Source organism: Arthrobacter silviterrae, assembly GCF_011045165.1.
Taxonomy (GTDB): Bacteria; Actinomycetota; Actinomycetes; order Actinomycetales; family Micrococcaceae; genus Specibacter; species Specibacter silviterrae.
Map to the genome: position 1 here is coordinate 33,222 of NZ_JAAKZI010000011.1, position 22,524 is coordinate 55,745.

At 70.3% G+C, this 22,524-nt stretch carries 15 protein-coding genes; 12 read left to right on the top strand and 3 right to left on the bottom strand.

The window, feature by feature from the left end:
- The first annotated feature begins 99 nt into the window (after positions 1–99).
- The 4 genes from G6N77_RS08235 to G6N77_RS08250 all read left to right on the top strand — a co-directional run bounded on the left by G6N77_RS08235 (position 100) and on the right by G6N77_RS08250 (position 7,800).
- Entirely contained in the window at positions 100–1,887 is a 1,788-nt protein-coding gene (locus G6N77_RS08235; protein ID WP_165181550.1) for an acetyl/propionyl/methylcrotonyl-CoA carboxylase subunit alpha, read from the top strand.
- Between the two features lie 369 nt (positions 1,888–2,256).
- Entirely contained in the window at positions 2,257–3,600 is a 1,344-nt protein-coding gene (locus tag G6N77_RS08240) for an MFS transporter (RefSeq protein WP_165181601.1), read from the top strand.
- A gap of 188 nt (positions 3,601–3,788) precedes the next feature.
- Positions 3,789–6,008, top strand: coding sequence for a molybdopterin oxidoreductase family protein (locus G6N77_RS08245; protein WP_240901784.1), 2,220 nt, complete (start codon positions 3,789–3,791; stop codon positions 6,006–6,008).
- Positions 5,995–7,800, top strand: coding sequence for an FAD-dependent oxidoreductase (locus G6N77_RS08250; protein WP_165181552.1), 1,806 nt, complete (start codon positions 5,995–5,997; stop codon positions 7,798–7,800). Before G6N77_RS08245 ends, G6N77_RS08250 begins: the two co-directional genes overlap by 14 nt.
- Positions 7,801–7,896: 96 nt before the next feature.
- Here the strand turns inward: G6N77_RS08250 and G6N77_RS08255 are convergent, their stop codons facing one another.
- A complete protein-coding gene (locus G6N77_RS08255; protein WP_165181553.1) occupies positions 7,897–9,321 on the bottom strand; it encodes an NAD(P)H-quinone dehydrogenase in 1,425 nt (474 codons plus the stop codon).
- Between the two features lie 112 nt (positions 9,322–9,433).
- Between G6N77_RS08255 and G6N77_RS08260 the strand changes: the two genes are divergently transcribed.
- The 4 genes from G6N77_RS08260 (at position 9,434) to G6N77_RS08275 (ending at position 15,115) form a co-directional block, all read left to right on the top strand.
- Entirely contained in the window at positions 9,434–10,255 is an 822-nt protein-coding gene (locus tag G6N77_RS08260; RefSeq protein WP_165181554.1) for a purine-nucleoside phosphorylase, read from the top strand.
- A gap of 797 nt (positions 10,256–11,052) precedes the next feature.
- A complete protein-coding gene (locus G6N77_RS08265) occupies positions 11,053–12,981 on the top strand; it encodes a phospho-sugar mutase (RefSeq protein ID WP_306987408.1) in 1,929 nt (642 codons plus the stop codon).
- Between the two features lie 189 nt (positions 12,982–13,170).
- Entirely contained in the window at positions 13,171–13,836 is a 666-nt protein-coding gene (locus G6N77_RS08270; protein ID WP_165181555.1) for a DnaJ family domain-containing protein, read from the top strand.
- Between the two features lie 55 nt (positions 13,837–13,891).
- Positions 13,892–15,115, top strand: a complete 1,224-nt coding sequence (locus G6N77_RS08275; protein ID WP_165181556.1) for a YihY/virulence factor BrkB family protein — start codon at positions 13,892–13,894, stop codon at positions 15,113–15,115.
- 103 nt (positions 15,116–15,218) lie between these two features.
- Here G6N77_RS08275 and nirD read toward each other — a convergent pair whose 3' ends face one another.
- On the bottom strand, positions 15,219–15,581 hold the full coding sequence (gene nirD / locus G6N77_RS08280) for a nitrite reductase small subunit NirD (RefSeq protein ID WP_165181603.1): 363 nt from the start codon (positions 15,579–15,581) through the stop codon (positions 15,219–15,221).
- 246 nt (positions 15,582–15,827) lie between these two features.
- On the opposite strand from nirD, the gene nirB reads away from it, so the two are divergent.
- Genes nirB through G6N77_RS08295 form a run of 3 tightly spaced genes read left to right on the top strand, consistent with a single transcriptional unit; the run spans position 15,828 to position 20,439 of the window.
- Positions 15,828–18,434 carry a nitrite reductase large subunit NirB gene (nirB, locus tag G6N77_RS08285; RefSeq protein WP_165181557.1) on the top strand — a complete coding sequence of 869 codons (2,607 nt, stop codon included), beginning with the start codon at positions 15,828–15,830 and terminating at the stop codon, positions 18,432–18,434.
- Positions 18,431–19,225 (top strand): uroporphyrinogen-III C-methyltransferase, encoded by a 795-nt coding sequence (gene cobA / locus G6N77_RS08290; RefSeq protein WP_165181558.1) that lies wholly within the window; start codon positions 18,431–18,433, stop codon positions 19,223–19,225. Before nirB ends, cobA begins: the two co-directional genes overlap by 4 nt.
- Positions 19,226–19,233: 8 nt before the next feature.
- Positions 19,234–20,439 carry a uroporphyrinogen-III synthase gene (locus G6N77_RS08295; RefSeq protein ID WP_165181559.1) on the top strand — a complete coding sequence of 402 codons (1,206 nt, stop codon included), beginning with the start codon at positions 19,234–19,236 and terminating at the stop codon, positions 20,437–20,439.
- Here the strand turns inward: G6N77_RS08295 and G6N77_RS08300 are convergent.
- Entirely contained in the window at positions 20,421–21,329 is a 909-nt protein-coding gene (locus G6N77_RS08300) for a LysR family transcriptional regulator (protein WP_165181560.1), read from the bottom strand. The two genes, G6N77_RS08295 and G6N77_RS08300, sit on opposite strands and share 19 nt — an antisense overlap.
- Before the next feature lie 70 nt (positions 21,330–21,399).
- Here G6N77_RS08300 and G6N77_RS08305 point away from each other — a divergent pair, with 70 nt between their 5' ends.
- Entirely contained in the window at positions 21,400–22,491 is a 1,092-nt protein-coding gene (locus G6N77_RS08305) for a YeiH family protein (RefSeq protein WP_165181561.1), read from the top strand.
- The last annotated feature ends 33 nt before the right edge of the window (positions 22,492–22,524 follow it).

Below are 22,524 nucleotides of genomic sequence, written 5' to 3' on the forward strand. Positions count from 1 at the left end.
CCACAAAAACGCCCGGCCTCACACGCGGAACCACCATGATGTGTGGGCGAAACCCTCCCAAGGGCGCTAGGCTCATGCGAAGAATAGAAGGAGTCCCGCGTGCCCAAGCCAGCGCCACTGAACAAAGTCCTGATCGCCAACCGCGGCGAAATCGCCGTCCGCATCATCAGGGCCGCCCGCGACGAAGGCATCGCCTCCGTCGCCGTGTACGCCGAGCCGGACAGGGAAGCGCTGCACGTGCGCATGGCCGACGAGGCCTTTGCCCTCGGCGGCGCCACTGCCGCGGACTCCTACCTGGACATGGACAAAGTCCTGGCGGCGGCCGCCAAGTCCGGCGCAGACTCCGTGCACCCCGGCTACGGTTTCCTGGCCGAAAACGCCGAGTTCGCCCAAAAAGTGATCGACGCCGGCCTGATCTGGATCGGGCCCTCCCCCGCGGCCATCGCGGCGCTGGGCGACAAGGTCCAGGCGCGCCACATCGCCGAAAAGGTGGGTGCACCGCTGGTCCCCGGCACCAAGGACCCGGTGGAATCCACCCAGGAGGTCCTCGACTTTGCCGACGCGTACGGCCTGCCCCTGGCCATCAAGGCGGCCTACGGCGGCGGCGGGCGCGGCATCAAAGTGGCCCGCAACCGCGAGGAAATCCCGGAACTCTACGAATCCGCCGTCCGGGAGGCCGTCGCCGCCTTCGGCCGCGGAGAGTGCTTTGTGGAACGCTTCCTCGACTCCCCGCGCCACGTGGAAACCCAGTGCCTTTCGGATGCGGCCGGGAACGTCGTCGTCGTCTCCACCAGGGACTGCTCGCTGCAGCGCCGCAACCAAAAGCTCGTCGAGGAAGCCCCCGCGCCGTTCCTGTCGGAGGACCAGGTATCCCGCCTTTATGAAGCCTCCAAGGCCATCATGAAGGAGGCCAACTACGTGGGCGCCGGGACCTGCGAATTCCTGGTCGGCACCGACGGCACCATCTCCTTCCTGGAGGTCAACACGCGCCTGCAGGTGGAGCACACCATCTCCGAAGAGGTCACCGGGATCGACCTGGTCCGCGAGCAGTTCCGCATTGCCCGCGGCGAGGAACTGGGCTACGGCGACCCGGAAATCCGCGGCCACTCCTTCGAATTCCGCATCAACGGCGAGGACCCGGGCCGCGGCTTCATGCCGGCGCCGGGCACGGTCACCACGCTGACGCTGCCCACCGGCCCGGGCGTCCGCGTCGACTCCGGCATCACGGCGGGCGAGGTGATCGGCGGCAACTTCGACTCCATGCTCGCCAAGCTCATCGTCACCGGCGCCACCCGCGAGCAGGCACTCCAGCGTTCCAGCCGGGCGCTTGCCGAAATGCAGATCGGCGGCCTGCCCACCGTCCTGCCCTTCCACCGCGCCGTGGTGGTGGACCCCGCGTTCGCCCCTGCCAACGGAGCCCCGTTCAGCACGCACACCCGCTGGATCGAGACCGAGTTCACCAACAACATCCCCGCCTTCGACCTCGCCTCCGCTGATGGTTCAGCGGACGACGCCGGCACCCGGCAGAGCGTCACCGTCGAGGTGGGTGGCAAACGGCTTGAGGTGACGCTGCCGTCGTCGTTCTCGGTGGGAACGGGCTCGGCCCACGCCGGCGTCAAGAAGGCGAAAAAGGCCGGGCGCAACCGCAGCGCCGGCCCCGCCGCGGCGAACGGCAATGCGCTGACTTCCCCCATGCAGGGCACCATTGTGAAGGTGGCCGTGGCCGACGGCGACGTGGTGGCGGAAGGCGACCTGATTGTGGTCCTGGAAGCCATGAAAATGGAGCAGCCGCTAACCGCGCACCGGGCCGGCACCGTGACGGGACTCAGCGCCGCCGCCGGTGACACGGTCTCAGCGGGCGCCGTCCTCGCCACGATCGAGGACTGACCCCAAGCGACGCTCCCTCAGCAAATGCGCTGTTTCGGCCAACGCTCCCTCAGCAAACGAGCCAATACGGCCAACGCTCCCTCTCTTGGAGAGGGAGCGTTGGCGCTTAAGGCACGAATGCTGAGGGAGCGTCGGCGTTTAAGGCCCGAAAGCTGAGGGAGCGTCGGCGTTTAAGGCCCGAAAGCTGAGGGAGCGTCGGTACGGGCATGGCGGAATGACGCCTCACCGCGCCGCCGCCGGGCCCGTGAGGGAAATGTCACGGGGCGTTCACACCGCAGGACTTCACCGGAAATGGCGGCCGCATAGCGTCGAGAGCACCAACATTTCTCAACGCTGGAGGTCACTGTGAACAGCGACGCAACAACGGACATGGCCCTGGAAACCACCCCGCTGAAAACCACCACGGGCCGCTGGATCCACCACTGGAACGCCGAGGACCAGCAGCAGTGGGAGAACTCCGGACGGGCCATCGCGAAAAGGAACCTTGCCTGGTCCATCGCCTGCGAATTCCTTGGTTTTGTGGTGTGGCAGCTGTGGTCGATTGTGGTGGTCTACCTTCCGGCGGCCGGCTTCCACTTCAGCTCCTCCGAACTCTTCTGGCTCATTTCCATGCCGTCCCTGGTGGGGGCCACCCTGCGACTCCCGTATACCTTCATGGTGGCCCGCTTCGGCGGACGGAACTGGACCATCGTCTCGGCGCTGCTGCTCCTGCTGCCCACCCTCGGACTGGCAGCGTGCGTGGCCAACCCCGGCACCCCGTTCGGCACCATGCTGGCCGTCGCCGCCCTCGCCGGGCTGGGTGGCGGCAACTTCGCCAGCTCCATGGCCAACATCACCTACTTCTTCCCCGCCAGGGAAAAGGGTTGGGCGCTGGGACTGAACGCCGCCGGCGGAAACCTGGGCGCCGCCGTCGCCCAGCTCATGGTTCCGGTGGCCGTCACAGTCTTCGCGGCAGGCACATTGAACCTAAAACTGGCCGGGCTCCTCTGGGTCCCGCTGATCCTGCTGGCCGCCTGGGGCGCCTGGAAATACATGGACAACCTCGCCAGCGCGCGCTCCGACATTGCCGGCTCGCTCGCCTGCCTGAAGGAACCGCACCTGTGGGTCCTGGCGCTGCTCTACGTGGGCACCTTCGGCTCGTTCATCGGCTTTTCCGCGGTGTTCCCGAAGCTGATTGTGGACACCTTCGGCCCGCACGTGGGGTTCAGCCTGGGCGCGGCCACCATCTCGCTCGCCTTCCTCGGCGCCCTGGTCGGCTCGCTGGCCCGGCCCTACGGCGGCAGGCTGGCCGACCGTTGGGGCGGCGCGCGCGTCACCGTGGCCTGCTTCGCCGTGCTGGCACTCGCCGCGCTGGCCCAAATGTGGACGCTCCCAATGCACAGCTTCCCCCTGTTCATCTCCCTGTTCCTGGTGCTGTTCGCGGCCGCCGGCGCAGGAAACGGCTCCACCTATCGGATGATCCCGGTGGTCTTCGCGATCCGCGCACACAGCCAGGGCGGAGTCAGCGCGGCCCGGCAAGCATCGGCTGCGCTCGGCATCATCTCCGCGCTCGGGGCGTACGGCGGCTTCCTGGTCCCCCAGGTCCTCAACGCCTCACGCCTGGCCACGGGCGGCTACGGGGGCGCCTTCACCGGCTTCGTGGGCGCCTACCTGCTGCTCATGGCCGTCACCTGGTTCGCCTACCTGCGCCCGTCCACCATGGGCACGGTGTGACGCCGGTGCCAGGCACGACGCCGGTCCCCCGCCTCCCGCTGCCGCCTCCCTCCGGGCGCGGGGCCGGTTTGGAGGCCGGAGCCGGTTTGAGGGCCGGGGCCGGTTTGGGGGCCGGGGATCCGACCGGGATGCCAGGGGCTGGGGCCCGAACCGACACCCACTGCCCCTACTGCGCCCTGCAATGCGCCATGACGCTGACGGTTGGAACGGGTCCAGCCACCTCGGGCGCAGCCCCCGGCCCGTCCACCTCGAATGTATCCCCCGGCCCGGCCACCCACGCCGCAGCTACTCACGCCGCAACTACTCACGCCGCAACCCCGGAGATTGCCAGCCGGGATTTCCCCACAAACCGCGGCGGGCTGTGCCGCAAGGGCTGGACGTCGGCGGCCCTGTTGGGCCATCCGGAACGGCTCACCTCCCCGTTAATAAGGAACGAAAACGGCGAGCTGTCCCCGGCCAGCTGGGACACTGCCCTGGACCTGGTGGCCGCCCGCCTCAAGGCCACCCGGGAGCAGCACGGGCCGGACGCCGTCGGCGTGTTTGGCGGCGGCGGGCTCACGAATGAGAAGGCATACCAGCTGGGCAAGTTTGCGCGGGTGGCGCTGGGGACGTCGCGGATCGACTACAACGGCAGGTTTTGCATGGCCTCGGCGGCCGCTGCGGGCAACCGGGCCTTTGGCGTGGACCGCGGGCTGCCGTTCCCCATGGAGGACCTGGATTCCGCGCACACCATCCTGCTGCTGGGGTCCAACGTGGCTGAAACCATGCCGCCGTTTGTCCAGCACCTGCAGGGCGCCCGCAACTCCGGCGGCCTGGTGGTGGTGGATCCGCGGCGCACCGCAACGGCAGACTTCACGGCCGACGGTGCGGGCCTGCACCTCCAGCCCGTCCCCGCCACGGACCTCCCGCTGCTGCTGGGCCTGGCGCACATTGTGATCCACGAGGGGCTGGCGGACAAGGAGTATCTCGCGTCGCGGACCAGCGGATATGCCGGCGTCGTGCGCAGTGTGGCACCCTGGTGGCCCGAGCACACCAGCCGCATCACCGGCGTTCCCGTCACGCTGCTGCGCGAGACCGCCCGGCTGCTGGCCGCCGGCACCCGCAACGGCGGCACTTACATCCTCAGCGGCCGGGGTGTGGAGCAGCACGTGGACGGCACCGACACCGCCACGGCGGCCATCAACCTCGCGCTCCTGCTCGGGCTGCCTGGTTCCGCGCACAGCGGCTACGGCACCCTGACCGGCCAGGGCAACGGCCAGGGCGGGCGCGAACACGGCCAAAAGGCGGACCAGCTGCCCGGCTACCGCAAGATCACCGACCCGGCCGCCCGCGCCCATGTTGCCCGCGTCTGGGGAATTCCGGAGGCGGCGATTCCCGGGCCGGGGCTGCCCGCCGTCGAACTTCTTGCCTCGCTAGGGCAGCCGGGCGGGGTGCGGGCGTTCCTGGTGCACGGCGCCAACCCCGCCGTGTCCGCGCCGGATTCCGCCCGGGTGGCGGCCGGGCTGCGCGCCCTTGACCTGCTGGTGGTGTGCGACTTTTTCCTGTCCGAGACGGCGGCCCTGGCGGACGTGGTGCTGCCGGTGCTGCAGTGGGCCGAGGAGGACGGCACCGTGACCAACCTGGAGGGGCGGGTGCTGCGGCGCCGGGCCGCGGTGTCGCCGCCGTCCGGAGCCCGCTCGGAGCTGTGGATCATGGCCGAACTGGCGCGCCGGCTGGGGTCGCCGGGCACGTTCAGCCCGGATCCGGAGCAGGTGTTCACCGAGCTGCGGGCGGCATCCGCCGGCGGCCTGGCCGACTATTCCGGCATCGACTACCCGCTCCTGGACTCCGGCGAGGCGGCGTACTGGCCCTTCCCGGCCGGCAGCACGGGCACGCCGCGGCTGTTCCGCGAACGGTTTGCCCACCCCGACGGCCGGGCCGTGCTGGTGCCCGTTTCGCCCGCCAGCGCTGGTTCCGGCCCCGGCTCCGGCTTGTTGGGGCACGACGCCGGCACCCGGGACCCGCTGTTTGCCGGCGCCACGCTGGCCCTGGCCACGGGTCGGTTGCTGGAGCACTACCAGACCGGCGCCCAGACCCGCCGGGTGCCGGAGCTCGCGGCGGCCCGGCCCAACGCCCGGCTGCTCATCCACCCGGCCACCGCAGCAGCCCGCGGCATTGCCGACGGCGGGCCCGTCGCGGTGGCGAACATGCGCGGCGAAGTCCGCTGCACCGCGGAATTCAGCACCGCCATGCGCCTGGACACGGTGTTTTTGCCCTTCCATTTTCCGGGGCTGCAAAGCGCCAACCTGGTGACATCCTCCGCCACGGACCCCGTGTCCGGCATGCCCGAATTCAAGACCAGCGCCGTCACGGTGGCGCCGGTTTCCGCTCCCACCCCGGCAGGAGGGCCCCGCCATGGCGCCGACTGATTCCGAGAACTCCCCCATTGTGGTCATCGGCTTCGGCCCGGTCGCCGCGCGGCTGGTGGACAGTCTCCTCCCGGCGGTCCGCTCGGGGGCCCTGTCCCTGACCGTGATTGGCGACGAACCCCACCCCGCCTACAACCGCGTGCTGGTGGCCGACCTCGGCGTGGGCCGGACCACCGCCGCGGACATTGCGCTGGCGGACAGGGACGAATTGGAGGCGGCAGGCGTGGTGCTCCGTCTGGGCGTGTGCGTGCGCCGGGTGGACCGGGCCCGGCAGCTGGTGCACCTTTCGGACGGCTCCGCGGTGCAATACGGGCGGCTGGTTTTCGCCACCGGAGCGCGCCCCGTGGTGCCAAACCTTGCCAGGCTCAACCCGGACCCGCAGCTGCCCATCCGGCTCCCCGCCGGCGTCATCACGCTGCGGAACCTCGACGACGCCGCAACCCTCCACCGCGCCGTGCAGGGGCGGCGCCGCGTGGTCATTCTGGGCGGCGGCATCCTCGGGCTCGAAGCCGCCCTCGCCGCGGCCGACGAAGGCGCCCGCGTCACCGTGGTCCACCACGGCCCACACACCCTGGGCCGCAGCATTGACGCCAATGCGGGCAAGGTGCTGGCCGCCGCCCTGCGGGCGCGGGGCATCCGCGTGGCCGCCAACTCCCGCTCCACCGGTGTGCTGCTTGGCCAGCACGACGGCGGCGCCCCCGCCAGCGGTGCCGGGCCTGACGGCGCTGCTGTACCGAACAGCGGGACGGGGCTGGACGGCGGGACGGGGCTGGACGGCGGTGCTGGGTCGGGCAGCGGTACTGGGCCGGACAGCGCTATTCTGCCCGACGGCGGGACGGGACCTGACGGCGGGACCGGTGTACCGGCGTCGTTCTCTGCCTTGGAATTGGACGACGGCACCACGATTGACGGGGACCTGCTGGTGCTGTCGTGCGGGGTGCGGGCGCGGACGGAGGTTGCTGCTGGCGCCGGGTTGGCCACGGGGCGCGGCATCCTGGTGGACCACGGGCTGCAGGCGCACCACGACCCGCAGGTGTTTGCCATGGGCGACTGCGCCGAGGTCCGCTGCCTGGACGAGCAGTGCGCGGATTGCCGCGGCAGCACCGGCCCGTCGGGGCTGATCGGGCCCGGCTGGCGGCAGGCCGAATGGCTCGCCCGGGTGCTGCTTGCCGGCGTGCTGCCGCCCGGCGCGCAGCCGTCCGGCGCGCAGCCGTCCGGCGCGCAGCCAGCCGGTCCCCCCGCGGCGCTGGCGCCCGAACAGCCGCCCGTCATCGTGCTCAAGGCGCGCGGGGTGGATGTGGCGGCCGCGGGAAATGTCGCTGCGGAGCCTTTCGACGAGCCCGCCGAAGGCGCCGATCCAGGCCATACTGCGGGCACGCTTCAGGCCGCCCCTCCCCTGAACGTGAGCACCTGGGCGGACCCGGAGCACGGTCAATACCTGAAAATGGCCACCCGCGCGGGCGTGCTGGAAGGGTTTGTCAGTGTGGGGATGCCGCGGGCCGGCGCGGAGCTGGTGCTGTTGTTTGAACGCGGCTCGGAGCTTCCCGCGGACCGGTCGGAGCTGCTGCGGCTGGACGCGGCCGGGATGCCTGCCGCGGCTGGCGGGGCCCCGGACGGTACTGTGTGCCGCTGCGCCGGGGTGGACCGGCAGACCATAGCGGCCGCCGTCGTTGGTGGTTGCGGAACGGTGGCGGAAGTGTCGGCGGCAACCCGTGCCGGCACGGGCTGCGGCGGCTGCCACGGCGAGGTGCGGGCCCTGATCGAGCAGCACTTCCAGCCCGCCCCGGCCTGACTCCCCCGCCCACCCCAACTGTGCGTCAGAAAGTGCACGTTTTTACCCATTTTTTGGGTGATTTCATGCAGTATCTGACACACAGTTGGGCGGGGGCTACATGTGGACGTGCAAGCGCCGGGCGGCCTCGGAGATGGATCCGGAGAGCGAAGGGTAAACGGTGAACGTGTTGGCGACGTCGTCCACGTGCAGCTTCTGGGTCACGGCCAGGGCGATGGGGAAGATCAGCTCGCACGCGCCGGCGCCCACCACCACGCCGCCGATGACGGTGCCGGAACCCTTGCGCGCAATGATCTTGACGAAGCCGTCGTTGACGCCGCGCATTTTCGCCCGCGCGTTGGTCTGCAGGGACAGCTTCACCACGTCGCCCTGGTATTTTCCGGAGGCCAGGTCCGCCTCGGACACGCCCACGGACGCGATCTCGGGGGATGTGAAGATGTTGGAGGAAACCTGCGTCAGCTTCAGGGGGCGAACGCCGTCGCCGCCCAGGTGGGCCACGGCGATGCGGCCCTGCATCGCGGCCACGGAGGCCAGGGCAAGCACACCCGTGCAGTCGCCCGCCGCGTAGACGTTGGGGGCGCTGGTGCGGGAGACGCCGTCGACCTTGATGTGGCCGCTGGGGGTCAGCTCGACGCCGGCCGCCTCCAGCCCGATTCCCGTGGTGTTGGGGATGGAGCCCACACAGACCAGGCAGTGCGTGCCGGTGACCTTGGAACCGTCGCCGAGGGTCACCACCACGCCGTTCTCTGTGCGTTCCACGGCCTCGGCGCGGGAGCGCGACAGTACGCGCAGCCCGCGGCGCTCAAAAACATCCTCCAGGACGGCGGCGGCATCGGAATCCTCGCCGGGGAGCACCTGGTCGCGGCTGGAAATGAGCGTGACGTTGGAGCCCAGGCCGTTGAAGGCGGAGGCAAATTCGGCGCCGGTCACCCCGGAACCGACCACAATGAGCTCCTCCGGCAGTTCCTCAAGGTTGTAAATCTGCGTCCAGTTCAGGATGCGTTCGCCGTCGGGCTTGGCCGTGGCCAGCTCGCGCGGGTGCGCACCGACCGAGACCAGCACGGCGTCGGCCTTGATGATTTCCTTGGATTCGCCGCGGTCCACCTCGATGGTGCGCCCGTCCAGCAGGCGGCCGGTGCCGATCACCACGCGCACGCCCACCGCCTCCAGTCCGCGGCGGATGTCGGTTGACTGCTCCTTGGCGAGCTTCATGACGCGCTGGTTGATCTGCTGCAAGTCCGCGCGGAGGGCCGTCTTGGCGTCGCCGTCGTCCGCATTAAAGCTGACACCCAGCTTGGTGGAGTCGATGCTGCGGTTCATGGACTCGGCCGTGGCGATCAGCGTCTTCGACGGGACCACATCGGTGAGCACGGCGGAGCCGCCCAGCCCGGCACGCTCCACGATGGTCACCTGCGAGCCCATGGAGGCCGCCACCATGGCCGCTTCGTAGCCGCCGGGGCCACCGCCAAGGATCGCAAGGCTGGGCACGGCAAAGGGCTTGAATGCATCTTGTTCGCTCATCACAATTGATCATTCTCGCCTATCCCTGCACAGTCACCAAGTTCTACAGGCCGCCGAAACGGGGCACTCGCGCGCGTGGCGCCGGCCCGCGGCTTGCCGGTATGTTTGTCTCGTGAACACCCAAGAGACTTTCCAGGAAACCGACCCGACGGAGCTGGCGCGCCAGGCTGCCGCCTACATTGCCACGGCCACCGGCGTGGAACAGCACGATCTTGCCCTTGTCCTGGGCTCCGGCTGGGGTGAGGCGGCCGGGCTCATCGGCGAGGTGACCGCCACCGTCAGTGCCACGGATGTCCCCGGATTCACGGCCCCCGCCGTGGTGGGCCATGTGGGCACTCTCACCTCGATCCGCACCCCGGACGGGAAGAATGTGCTGGTTCTCGGCGCCCGGACGCACTTTTACGAGGGCAAGGGCGTGCGGGCCGTGGTCCATGGCGTGCGCACCGCCGCGGCCACCGGCGCCAAGGCCATTGTGCTGACGAACGGCTGCGGCGGGCTCAACGAGGCTTGGACGCCGGGCACCCCCGTGCTCATCAGCGACCACATCAACCTGACTGCCACCTCGCCGTTGGAAGGGGCCACCTTCGTTGACCTGACCGACCTCTATTCCCCCCGGCTGCGCGCCGTGGCCCGCGAGGTTGACCCCACGCTGGATGAGGGCGTCTACGCGCAATTCACCGGGCCCCACTACGAAACCCCCGCCGAGGTCCAATACGCCAAGCGCATCGGGGCCGACCTCGTGGGCATGTCCACGGCGCTGGAAGCGATTGCCGCACGCGCCGCCGGCATGGAAGTCTTCGGGATCTCGCTGGTGACCAACCTCGCCGCCGGCATCAGCCCCGTCCCGCTCAGCCACGCCGAGGTAATCGAGGCCGGCCAGGCCGCCGGCCCGCGCATCTCCCGGCTCCTGGCGGACATCATCGCCAAAATGTAGCGCTTGGGTCGCACCCGTTACGAGGCCTATTCCGTAGCTTTTCGGGTGCACCTCTTTTTAAGCACGACGCCGGCTCCCGCCTCCCAGCGCCGCCGCACCTGGCGCTGTGGGGCCGCGTCGGTTCCTGAAACCGGGGCCAGCCCGCGGCAAATGGGCCCCGTTCACCCAAACCGGGGCCAACCCGCCCGTGTGGTGTATCTTGTCGGGCCGGTCGCGGGGCGGCCCCGCAGTCGTGGAATCACCTGCGTGGACCCACCGCCCTAGCGGCTTGGCCCCGCCCTCGCCTGTCCCCGCCCGGGCAGGGGGGCACCACCCTCGCTTGGCCCCCGACCTGGCTCGTCCCGCTCTCCACACGCTGCCAGGCCGCCGCGCCCGTCAAAATTCCGCCGACTGTACATATCCGGTGGCTGTTCCCACGGCGAGGCCGCCCGAACCGTACACTCGGCGAACCCGCGGGCGCGCCAGCCCACCAGAACTGTACACTCGGCGCATCCGCGGGCGCGCCAGCCCACCAGAACTGTACACTCGGCGAACCAGCGGCGCGCGAGGCCGTCCGTGAGCGTACCGAGAATGGGGCCAAGCCGCATCGCTTCGTGAAACGTGGTTGCGGACTTTTCTGTGGGGCCAAACTCGAGTCGAGTTGCGCCCCGGGTGCACCGGGGGCACAACTCAGCTTGGGTTCCGCCCCAGCGGGAAGTGATGGACGGCCGGAACGCCCAGCAGCACGGTGCGCGGCACAGGACCACCCCGGGCGCAGCAGATTCCCGGCATGTGCCGTGTGCCGCTACATTGGTCTGGTGACCCATTCTCAAGATTCCAGTTCCGAGTCCGCCGCCGCACTCGAAACAGCAGCCCTTCTTGCCGCCGCAACCCAGTGGGCCCGCCACGATCCCGACCCGGCAACGGCCGCAGACCTGAACCGGCTGGCCGAACGGGCCGCACAGGATCCGGACGCCGCCGCGGAACTCGCCGACAGCTTTGACGGCAACCTCCAGTTCGGCACCGCCGGGCTCCGCGCCGTGATGGGCCCAGGCCCCAACCGGATGAACCGCACCGTGGTCCGCCGGGCAGCAGCGGGGGTGGCCGCGCACCTCCTCGAGCTTGCCAAGGGGTCCCTGAACGCGCCCGACACCGGCACCTCCTCCCAGCCCGCGTCCGGCTCCCCCGACGCGCCCAACGCCGGCCCCTCCCCGCAATCCGTTCAGCAATCCGCCCCGCAACAAGCCCCCTACACCCCCCGCGCGGTGGTCGGCTACGACGCCCGCCACCACTCGGAGGCGTTTGCCGAGGACACGGCCGCCATCTTCACGGCGGCCGGAATCGAGACGTTCCTGCTCCCCGCACCCCTCCCCACCCCCGTGCTGGCATTCGCCGTAAGGCACCTCAACTGCGAAGCCGGCGTCATGGTCACGGCCAGCCACAACCCGGCCCGCGACAACGGCTACAAGGTCTACCTGGGCGGGCGCGCCGTGGCCCCGGAGGCCCGCGGCGTGCAGATCGTGGCACCCCACGACGCCCGGATTGCCGCCCACATCGCGGCAGTTTCCGACACCAAGGAGGCCGGCGACACCTCCAACATCCCCCTCGCCGCGGACGGTTGGACAGCGCTGGACGGCTCCCTCCTGGACAGCTACAAGTCGGCCGTCGGCGCCTTGGCCGACCCCGCCGGCTACCCCGCACGCACGCTCCGCATAGTCCATACGTCCATGCACGGCGTGGGCCATGACACCGCGCTGGCGGTGCTGCACAACGCGGGCTTCACGGACATCCATGCGGTGCCCGAGCAGTCCGCGGCAGACCCGGATTTCCCCACGGTAGCCTTTCCCAACCCGGAGGAGCCCGGCGCGCTGGACCTGGCCTTCGCCCTCGCCGAAAAGGTCGGGGCGGACGTGGTGCTCGCCAACGATCCCGACGCCGACCGCGCCGCCGTCGGCCTTCCCGACCCGGCCACCGGCCAGTGGCACAAGCTCCACGGCGACGAGGTGGGTGCCCTGCTGGGCGCGCACATCGCCGCGCGGGGGGGCCGCGTCGGCGCAGGCCCCGAAGCCGGCCCCGGAACGGGCACGACGCCGGGCACCTCCCAGGTGCCCGTGTTCGCCAATTCGATTGTCTCCAGCAGGCTGCTGGAGCGCATCGCGACGGCGGCCGGCTACCGGCACGCGCAGACGCTGACCGGATTCAAGTGGATTTCCCGGGTGCCCGGCCTGGCGTTTGGCTACGAAGAGGCCCTCGGTTACTGCGTGGCGCCGGAGGTGGTGCGGGACAAGGACGGCATGTCCGCCGGGCTGCTCATCGCCGAAATGGCGGCGGGCCTTAAAGCCGTGGGACGCACACTTCATGACGTCCTGGACGACCTCGCCCTGGCCCACGGACTGCACGCCAGCAGCCAGCTGAGCATCCGCGTGGACGATCTCACCAAGCTGAAAACCATGATGGCGGCCCTGCGCGCGCAGCCCCCGGCCAGCCTTGGCGGATCGCCCGTCACCTCGTCCACCGACCTCGCCGAGGGCTCCCCGGAGCTGCCGGCCACGGACGGCCTGCTCTACCTCAGCGCGGACAACACCCGCGTGATCGTGCGCCCCAGCGGCACCGAGCCCAAGCTGAAGTGCTACCTGGAGGTCATCGTCCCCGTGTCGGACCGGGACGCCCTCGGTGCGGCGCGGACGGAGGCTGCGCGTGCCCTTGAAGCTGTGTCGGCAGACATCAAGGCCGCCCTGGGCCAGTAGCGCCGCTCCCGGCCGGGGTGCCGGCAGGGCACGACGGCGGCACGGTCCGGTGTCGTGCCTTGCCGCCAGGCACGACGGCGGCAACGCCCGCCTGCCGCCGTTGACCGCGGCGGGAACCACTGCCTACGGTTGAAGAAGGCAGTTCGCCGGTTGCGGCCGGTGAAGGACATTTGGGAACGGAGCGCCCCGATGGCACGCGGCAACAAGCACCAAAATTCCGGCGACCACGCCCTGGAGGCGGCCAGGTACCGGGACGCGCGGGCCGCTGCGGATACGCCCGTCCCGGTGGATGAATACGCCCAAGCCGCCGGCCGGACGCTCGGAGGCAACGGCGTCGTGCGGGAAACGGCACCGCACGTCTTTCACGAATCGGACGATGTCTGGGAAGTTGCGGACAATGCCATTGACGCTGCCATGGCCCGCGGGGAGTTCGACAACCTGGCCTACGCCGGCAAGCCCATCCCCGGCCTGGGCGGCGCCGACGACCCCGACTGGTGGATCAAGGGGCTGCTGCGGCGCGAAAACGTCAGCGGGCTCGGGCCCCCGGCGCTGATGCTGCGCACGGAGGATGCGCAACTCGAGGCAACGCTTGATGCCGAGGGCTCCGAGGCCCGGGTGCGGGCAGTCCTGGAGGACTTCAACGCACGGATCATCGAGGCCCGCCGACAGCTGATGGGCGGGCCGCCCGTGGTCACGCCGCTGCGGGACATCGACGCCGAGCTCGGCGCGTGGCGGTCCCGGGCCGAGTCCCGGCGGGCCGAAGCCCAGCCCGGCTCCGAGCAGGCCGACTCCGAACCACCCGAACCTGGGGCTGCCAAACGCGGCCGTGTCGCGCGGCTTTTCCGGCGGCGATAGGGGCACGCGCTAGGGTAAAGCCAGGTCCACAGCCCCCCACGGAACGGACGGATGGATGAGCCCGATCGCCTTTTTGAACGGCACCCGGAAGGACGTCGAGCAGGACACTGCCCTGGACAAGGTCGCCGCGCCGGCGCCGGAGGATCCGCGCAAGCCCCGCGGGCTGACCCGGCTGCCGGCTCGGTCCTGGAAATACATTTTCCGGCGCGCGGCGGGGAAATTCGGCCAGGACGGCTGCGCCGACATCGCGGCGGGCCTGACGTATTACGGCGTTTTCTCCCTGTTTCCGGCGCTACTGGCGCTGGTTTCCATCCTGGGCCTGCTGGGGCAGGCCGAACAGACCACCAAGGTGATGCTGGCCCTCGCGGGGCGGCTGAGCGACCAAAAGGTGGTGGATGTCATCAAGGGTCCGGTGGAGCAGCTGGCGTCCTCGCCGGCGGCCGGGTGGACGTTTGCGCTGGGGCTGGTGGCAGCCCTCTGGACGGCGTCGGGCTACGTGGGCGCGTTCAGCCGGGCCATGAACCGCATCTACGGCACGGATGAGGGCCGGCCGTTTTGGAAGCTGCGCCCCACGCTGTTGCTCGTCACGCTGGCGGCGGTGCTCATGGCGGCGGCCATTGCCCTCATGCTGGTGGTCTCCGGGCCCATCGCCCTGGCCGTGGGGGACGCCCTGGGTGTCGGCAACGCTGCCGTGCGGGCCTGGAACATGGCCAAATGGCCCGTGGTTGCCGTCCTGGCCGTGGCGCTCATTGCCGTCCTGTACTACTTCACGCCGAATGTCAGGCAGCCGCGGTTCCGCTGGATCAGCTTTGGCGCGGCCGTGGCGCTGTTCGCCATGCTGGCGGCGTCCGCCGGCTTCGGCTTCTACATCAGCAACTTCGACAAGTACAACAAGACCTACGGCACCCTGGCCGGCATGATCATCCTGCTGCTGTGGCTGTGGATCCTGAACCTGATGCTGCTGCTCGGCGCCGAACTGGATGTGGAGCTGGAGCGCGGGCGCCAGCTGATGGCCGGCATCAAGGCCGAATCGGAGCTGCAGCTCCCGCCCCGGGACACGGCCGCGAGCGCCAAAAAGCGTGACAGGGAGCAGCTGTTGGTGGCCGAGGGCCGGTCCCTGCGGCGGGAGGCCGCTCCCGATGCCGGACCGGCCGCCACCCCGGAACGCCGCGCGCTGTGGTGGACGGCGGGACTCGGCGCCGCCGTGGTGATTGCCGCGGTGGTCCGACGACGGCGGCAGGAGGCTCCGGCGTCGAGCCTCACCCCAGGCGGCAGCTGAGGCCCGGGCGGCAGCCGGGCGGCCGACGGCGGCCGGGCAGCCCAGTGCACAGTTGTGGCGGCCGCGGGCGCTGAAGGCCGCCAGTGCTGTGCAGTCGGGAGCGCTAGACAGCCACCTCGACGGCGTCGCCCACCACGCGCACCGGGTAGGTGCCCAGGCGCAGCCCCGGATTTCCGAAGCATTCGCCCGTGGACAGGCTGTAAACCTCCTTGTGGAGGGGGGAGGCGATGGTGTGGATGCTGCCCCGCGAACCCACAATCCCGCGCGCCATGACATTGGCCCGGGTGGCCGGATCCGCGTGGTTGACGGCGAATACGTGCCGCTCCCCCACCCGGAACAGTGCCACCTGGCGGCCCTCAACCAGCGCCGCCTCGCCCCACGAATCATCCAGCTCGCCAAGCCGGCAGACCCGGTGCCACGCAGCGCCGCTGTGCAGCGTGGCGGAGGATTCCAGGCGGGCTTCCATTGACGTTTCCTGCAAAGTTTCCATGGGATTCCTTTTCTGCGTAGAAGCCAAAACCACTGTAAAAAAAACACTATTCACGCCGTGTTTCCCGCAGCCGCCCCGCACATGACAAACAGGTAAACCTTCCTTAACCGCCGGCGCCCCATTCGGCGTGAGGTGAAAGTTAACGCGCCGAAACATAAGCGAAACGACGGGGCAACCCCGGTTCCCTAGCCTTGAATCACACCTTATGGAAAGGGCTGGCCCATGAACCTGCAACCCGAAAACGGACGCCAATCCCGCCGCGTGGTGGTGGTCGGCGGAGGCCCCGCGGCCCACCGCTTCGCCGAGGCCATGCACGCCCGCGGCCTGGACGGCTGGACCCTGACGGTCCTGGCCGAGGAGCTCCACGCCCCCTACGACCGCGTTGCACTCAGCCGTGCACTGACCGAAACGGACGCGGACCTGACGCTCGGAAGCCCCGCATTGTGGGACGGCGTGGAGCTGGTCAGCGGCGCCCGCGCCGTCAAAATCAACCCCGCCGCGCGGACAGTCACCACCACCTCCGCCCAGGGCGACTGCACCCTCACGTACGACGAACTGGTCCTCGCCACGGGTTCCGACGCGGCCCGCCCGCCCATCCCCGGCAGCGAAAACAGCCACGTCTACCGCACCCTGGAGGACATCCGGATCCTCAAAAGCGAGGTGGCCCGCCTTGCCGCAGCCCTCGGAAGGCCCGTCAAAACTGCAGTCATCGGCGGCGGCCTGCTGGGCCTGGAGGCCGCCGCCGGGCTCATGAAGCTCGGCGCGGACGCCACCGTCATCAACGGCAGCGGCTGGCTCATGAACGCCCAGCTGGACGAGGGCTCCGGGCAGGCGCTGGGCCGCCTGGCCGCTGCCAAGGGCATCCGCGCCACCACCGGCAGCTACCCCGAGGCGATAGAGATGGACGACGCCGGCCAGGTCACCGGGGTGCGCCTGGCCAGTGGCGCCGTGGTCGCCGCCGAGCTGGTGGTGTCCGCCGTGGGCGTGCGGCCCCGCGACGAACTGGCCCGGGACGCACGCGGGAATGCCGCCCACGGCCTCACCCTGGGCCCGCGCGGCGGCGTGGAAATTGACGCGGCCTGCGCCACCGGCGTCCCCGGCATCTGGGCCATCGGCGAGGTGGCCAGCTTCGGCGGCGCCTGCATGGGACTGGTGGCCCCCGCCAACACCATGGCGGAAATCGTGGCGGACCGGCTACACGGCGGCACCGCAACGTTTCCCGGCTTTGACACCGCCACCAAGCTCAAGCTCTCCGGCGTGGACGTGGCCAGCTTTGGCGACGCGTTCGCGCAAACGCAGGACAGCCTGGAAGTGGTCTATGCGGACCCCGCCCGCGGCGTCTACCAAAAAATCGTCACAAGCCCGGATGCGAAAACCCTGCTGGGCGGCATCTTCGTGGGCGACGCAACGCCCTACACCAGCCTGCGCCCGTTGCTGGGCCGGGAGCTGCCTGCCGAGCCGGGGGCGTTCCTGTCGGCGGCCGGCGGGGGCGAGGCGCCCGGCGTCGAACTTCCCGACGACGCCATCCTGTGCTCCTGCAACAACGTCTCCGCCGGCAGCATCCGGGACGCCGTCAACGGCTGCGGCAGCTGCGACGGGGCCGAACCGGTCCGGGACCTGCCCGGGCTGAAGGCCTGCACGCGCGCCGGCACCCAGTGCGGCTCCTGCGTGCCGCTGCTGAAAAAGCTCATGGAGGCCGAACTCGCCAAGTCCGGGATCGCCGTCTCCAAGGCCCTGTGCGAGCACTTCGCGATGACCCGGGCGGAACTTTTCGAGGCCGTGGGCGCGCTGGAACTGCGTAGCTTCCCGGCCATCCTGGCCCGGTTTGGCGCCGACGAGACCGCCAGGACGGGCCGCGGCTGCGATATCTGCAAGCCCACCGTGGCCTCGATCCTGGCCAGCCAGCACAGCGAATACGTGCTCGACGCCGGCCGTGGCACCCTGCAGGACACCAACGACCGCGCGCTGGCCAACATGCAAAAGGACGGCAGCTACTCCGTGGTCCCGCGCATTCCGGGCGGCGAAATCACGCCGGAGAAACTGGCCGTGATTGCCGCCGTCGCCCAGCAGTACGGCCTCTACACGAAGATCACCGGTGGGCAGCGGATCGACCTGTTCGGCGCCCGGCTGGAACAGCTGCCGGCCATCTGGAAGGTCCTGATCGACGCCGGCATGGAGTCCGGGCAGGCCTACGGGAAGTCGCTGCGCACCGTGAAATCGTGCGTGGGCTCCACCTGGTGCCGCTTCGGCGTGCAGGACTCGGTGGGCATGGCCATCGCGCTGGAACTGCGCTACCGGGGCCTGCGCAGCCCGCACAAGATCAAGCTGGGCGTCTCCGGCTGCGCCCGCGAATGCGCCGAGGCCCGCGGCAAGGACGTGGGCGTGATCGCCACCGCTGACGGCTGGAACCTGTACGTGGGCGGCAACGGCGGCGCCACCCCGGCCCACGCGCAGCTGCTCGCCAAGGACCTCGACGATGCCACGCTCATCAGCTACATCGACCGCTATCTCATGTACTACATCCGCACCGCCGACAGGCTCCAGCGCACCGCCCGCTGGCAGGAAGAGCTCGACGGCGGCCTGGCGCACGTGGTGGACGTGGTGGTGAACGACTCCCTGGGCATCGCCGCGGACCTCGAGGCGGCCATGGCGCTGCACGTGGAGAACTATGAGGACGAATGGGCCGCCACCCTGGCCGACCCCGAACGGCTCCGGCGGTTCCGGCCCTTCATCAACGCCCCCGATGCGGCCGACGACGGCATCACGTTTGTGCCCGAACGCGGCCAGATCCGCCCCGCAACCGAGCAGGAAAAGGCAGGAACACCATGATGACGCGCACCCGCACCCGCCGCGCCGGCCGCATCACCCTGGTGGGCGGCGGTCCCGGCCCGGCGGACCTGCTCACGGTCCGGGCCGTGCGCGCCCTGACCACGGCCGACGTGGTCTATTTTGACCGGTTGGGACCCACCCGGGACCTGGCGGAGCTGGCACCGCACGCGACTTTTGTGGACGTGGGCAAGACGCCGGGGCACCACCGGGTCCCGCAGCAGGAAATCCAGGAGCGCATGATCGACGGCGCCCGGGCGGGGCTGCATGTGGTCCGGCTCAAGGGCGGGGACCCGTTCGTGTTTGGCCGCGGAGGGGAGGAACTGGCCGCGGCAGTGGCGGCCGGCATCCCGGTCACGGTGGTGCCGGGCGTCTCCAGCGCCATCTCGGTGCCGGGCGCCGCGGGAATCCCCGTGACGCACCGCAATGTCAGCCACCTGTTCACGGTGGTGTCCGGCCACGCACCCCTGGAACCGCACGAATACCGGCACCTGGCCGGGCTGGGCGGGACCATCGTGGTGCTCATGGGCATCGGCACGCTGCCTTCCCTGGTGGCCGGGTTGCGCCTGGCGGGACTGTCGAATGTTACGCCGGTGGCCGTCGTCGAACGCGGTTTCAGTAACACGCAGCGCACCACCACGGCCACGCTGGGTAGCATTGTCAGCGCGTCGTCGGTCTGCCGCAATCCCGCGGTGATTGTCATTGGGGACGTGGTGGCCCTGGCGCACAGCGGCGGCCTGCCGGTGGCGGACTTTCTGCCGGCCGGCGTGCACGAAAACCTGAAGCGCGCTTGAAGGAGCCCATGAACCGTTCGCCAGCCACAGCCCTGCCGCTGCAGGGATACCGGATCGGGGTGACCGCACACCGGCGCGCCGGGGACCTCATCGAGGCCCTGGAACGGCGCGGCGCCCGGGTTTTGCATGCGCCGGCGCTGCGGATCGCCCCCGTGGCGGACGATGAGGTGCTGCTCGCTGAGATTGCCGCCGTCATCGAGGCTGCGCCAGACATCGTGCTGGTCACCACGGCGTATGGGATGCGGCGCTGGTGCGAAGCTGCGGACGCCGCCGGGCGCGGGGAGGAACTGCTGGCCGTGCTGGCCCGGGCGGACATCTACGTGCGCGGGCCCAAGGCGCGCGGTGCCGTGCGTGCCGCCGGGCTGGACGACGCCGGCATCAGTGCGGATGAGACCACGGCGGCACTGACCGACATGGTGGTGGCCGCCGGGGTGCGCGGCAAGACGGTGGCCGTCCAGGTCCACGGTTTCACGGACGTTGCCGCCCTGGCCCGGCTGCGCGACGCCGGCGCAGACCTGCTGACGGTGACGCCGTACCGCTGGGTCAATGCCGAATCCGGGGACAGGCTGTCCCAGTTGATCGACGCCGTTGCCGACCGTGAGCTGGACGTCATCACGTTCACCAGCGCACCCGCCGCCGACGCCGTGCTGAGTGCGGCCGCCGAGTCCGGCCGGGGTGCTGAATTTCTGGCCGCGCTGCGGGGGTCGGAGCTGGGAGCCCCGCCAGGGCCAGGCGCGCTGCGGGGGGCGGCGCCGGGCGCCCCTGCCAACCCGGCCACCGCGATTGGCGGGCAGGCCGCGGTGGTAAGCGCCGCCGTCGGGCCCGTCACGGCCGCACCGCTGCTGGCGGCGGGGATCACGCCCCTGGTGCCGGAGCGGTTCCGGATGGGCGCGCTGATCCGGCTGGTGTGCGAGCACCTTGAGGCGGCCGGTTCGCTGCGCGTGGAAACCGGCGGCGGGCTGTTGGAGGTGCGTGGCAGCGTGCTGCTGGCCGGCGGCATCCCGGTGCCGCTGGCGCCTGCGCCGCTCCACCTGCTGCGGGCCCTGATGGCGGCGGGAGGTGCGGTGCGGTCGCACGCCGAACTGGCTGCCGAGCTGGGCCCGGGTGAATCCGACAACGCCCTGCACATGGCCGTCAGCCGCCTGCGCGCCGCGCTCCCCGACCCCACCGTGGTGGAGACGGTGGTCAAGCGCGGCTACCGGCTCCGGGTGTAGCCCGACCCGGCGAGCGCCACCAGTTCGCCGGCGGGCCCGGCCAGCACGCGCGGCCCCTTCCAGACGGCCCGGATGCGCCGGTCCAGCTTGACGCCGGCCACCGGCACTTCCACCAGTTCACCGCGTTCGACGCCGGCGCGCACGGCAAAGTCGCTCAGCACGGCCGCCCCGGCGCCCGCCGTAACGGCGATCAGCACGGCCGGGTTGCTGCGAAGTTCCAGGGCGGGGGCCAGCTGGGCATGCCCGCGCAGGGCCCCCTCCAATGCCGTCCGGGTCCCCGAGCCGGCTTCCCTGACCACCAGTTCTGCCGCCGCCAGCTCGTGCGCCGAAAGCGGGGTTCCGCGCCGGGCCCAGGGATGGTCGGGGGCCACCACCACCACCAGCCGGTCGGCGGCCACCACCATGCGGCGGAGCCCGGAGGGGATGGTGGGGGACTCGACAAAGCCGACGTCTGCGCTCCCCTGGGCAACCTGTTCAAAGATGTGGCGTGAGTTTTCCACATCCAGTTCCACCAGCGTTTCGGGGTGGCTGCGCCTGAAGGCCGTGAGCCAGCCCGGCATCAGGTATTCGGCCACCGTCAGGCTGGCCCCCACATGCAGGTGGCTGTTTTTCGCCGCGCCGAGCAGTCCGGCCGAATGCAGCAGCCCGCGGATGCCCGCCACCACGGCCCGGGCCTCCGGCAGCAGCGCCCGGCCGGCGTCAGTCAGCCGCGACCCCGAGGCGGACCGGTCCAGCAGCGCCACGCCCAGTTCATGTTCCAGCCTGGCCATGGCACGGCTGGCGTTGGGCTGGGCCATGGCAACGCTCCGTGCGGCGGCACTGAGGCTTCCCTGCTCGGCGACGGCGACCAGCAGTTCCAGGGCGGCGGGATCGGGCCAGCGTGTGCTCATATCAAAACGATATACCTCCATCCCGTTTTGGCGGCTATCGCGACGGCGGCTTCCGGGAAACCATGGATACATGACCACCCAGGAACTTAAACACATTGATGCCGCCCTGCCCTCACCTCTGGAGCGGATCGTCTCCCGGTTCGGCACCTTCCTCCGCTCATGGGGGCCGGCACGCTGGAAGTCCCTGGCGCCCGGGCTGGCCGTTGCCGCCACGGCCGCCGCGGCAGCCCTGACCATCGCCTCCCTGTGGCCCGGTGCCAGCACCCTCCTGATCGCCATCATCATCGGGGTCCTGCTGCGCAACTTCGTCCCCCTCCCGGCGGTGCTGACGCCCGGCCTCAACTACGCCGCGAAAACCCTGCTGCGCGCCGGCGTCGTGCTGCTTGGCTACCAGCTGCTGGTGTCCGATGTGCTCTCCCTGGGCCCCGGCATGATCCTGGTGGTGGTGTGCATTGTTGGCCTGGGCATCACGGGTACCCTGCTGGTGGGAAAGTGGCTGGGGATCGGCCCCACCCAGCGGCTGCTGATTGCCTGCGGCTTCTCCATTTGCGGCGCGGCCGCGGTGGCCGCCGTCGACGGTGTCATTGAAACGAAGGAACGCCGTGAGGTGATGACCGCCGTCGCGCTGGTGGTGATCTTTGGGACGCTCATGATCCCCGTGGTGCCCGCTGCCGCGGCCCTGCTGGGACTGGGCAACTACGACGCCGGCCTGTGGGCTGGCGGTTCCATCCATGAAGTGGCCCAGGTGGTGGCGGCCGGCGGGACCATCGGCGGCGCGGCCCTCGGCATCGCCGTGATAGTCAAGCTGGCCCGCGTCCTCATGCTGGCCCCCGTCATGGCAGTCATCAGCGTCCAGCGGCGCCGGTCCATGGGAGCGTCGGACACTGCGCGCAAGCCTCCCATCATGCCTCTTTTTGTGCTGTGCTTCATCCTCATGATGGCCCTGCGTGCCAGCGGCTGGCTGCCCCCCGTGGCGCTGGACTGGTCCAAGACGGGGCAGAACTTCCTGCTGGCCGCGGCCATGTTCGCCCTTGGCACCGGCGTTCACGTGAAGTCGCTGCTGGCCGTGGGCTTCCGGCCGTTTGTGCTGGCGGCCATCTCCACCGTGTGGGTTGCCGGGCTGGCGCTGGGAGGCGTGCTGATTTTCGGCCGCCCGGTGTGACACCATTGATGCAACTGACCACCCACAGGAAGG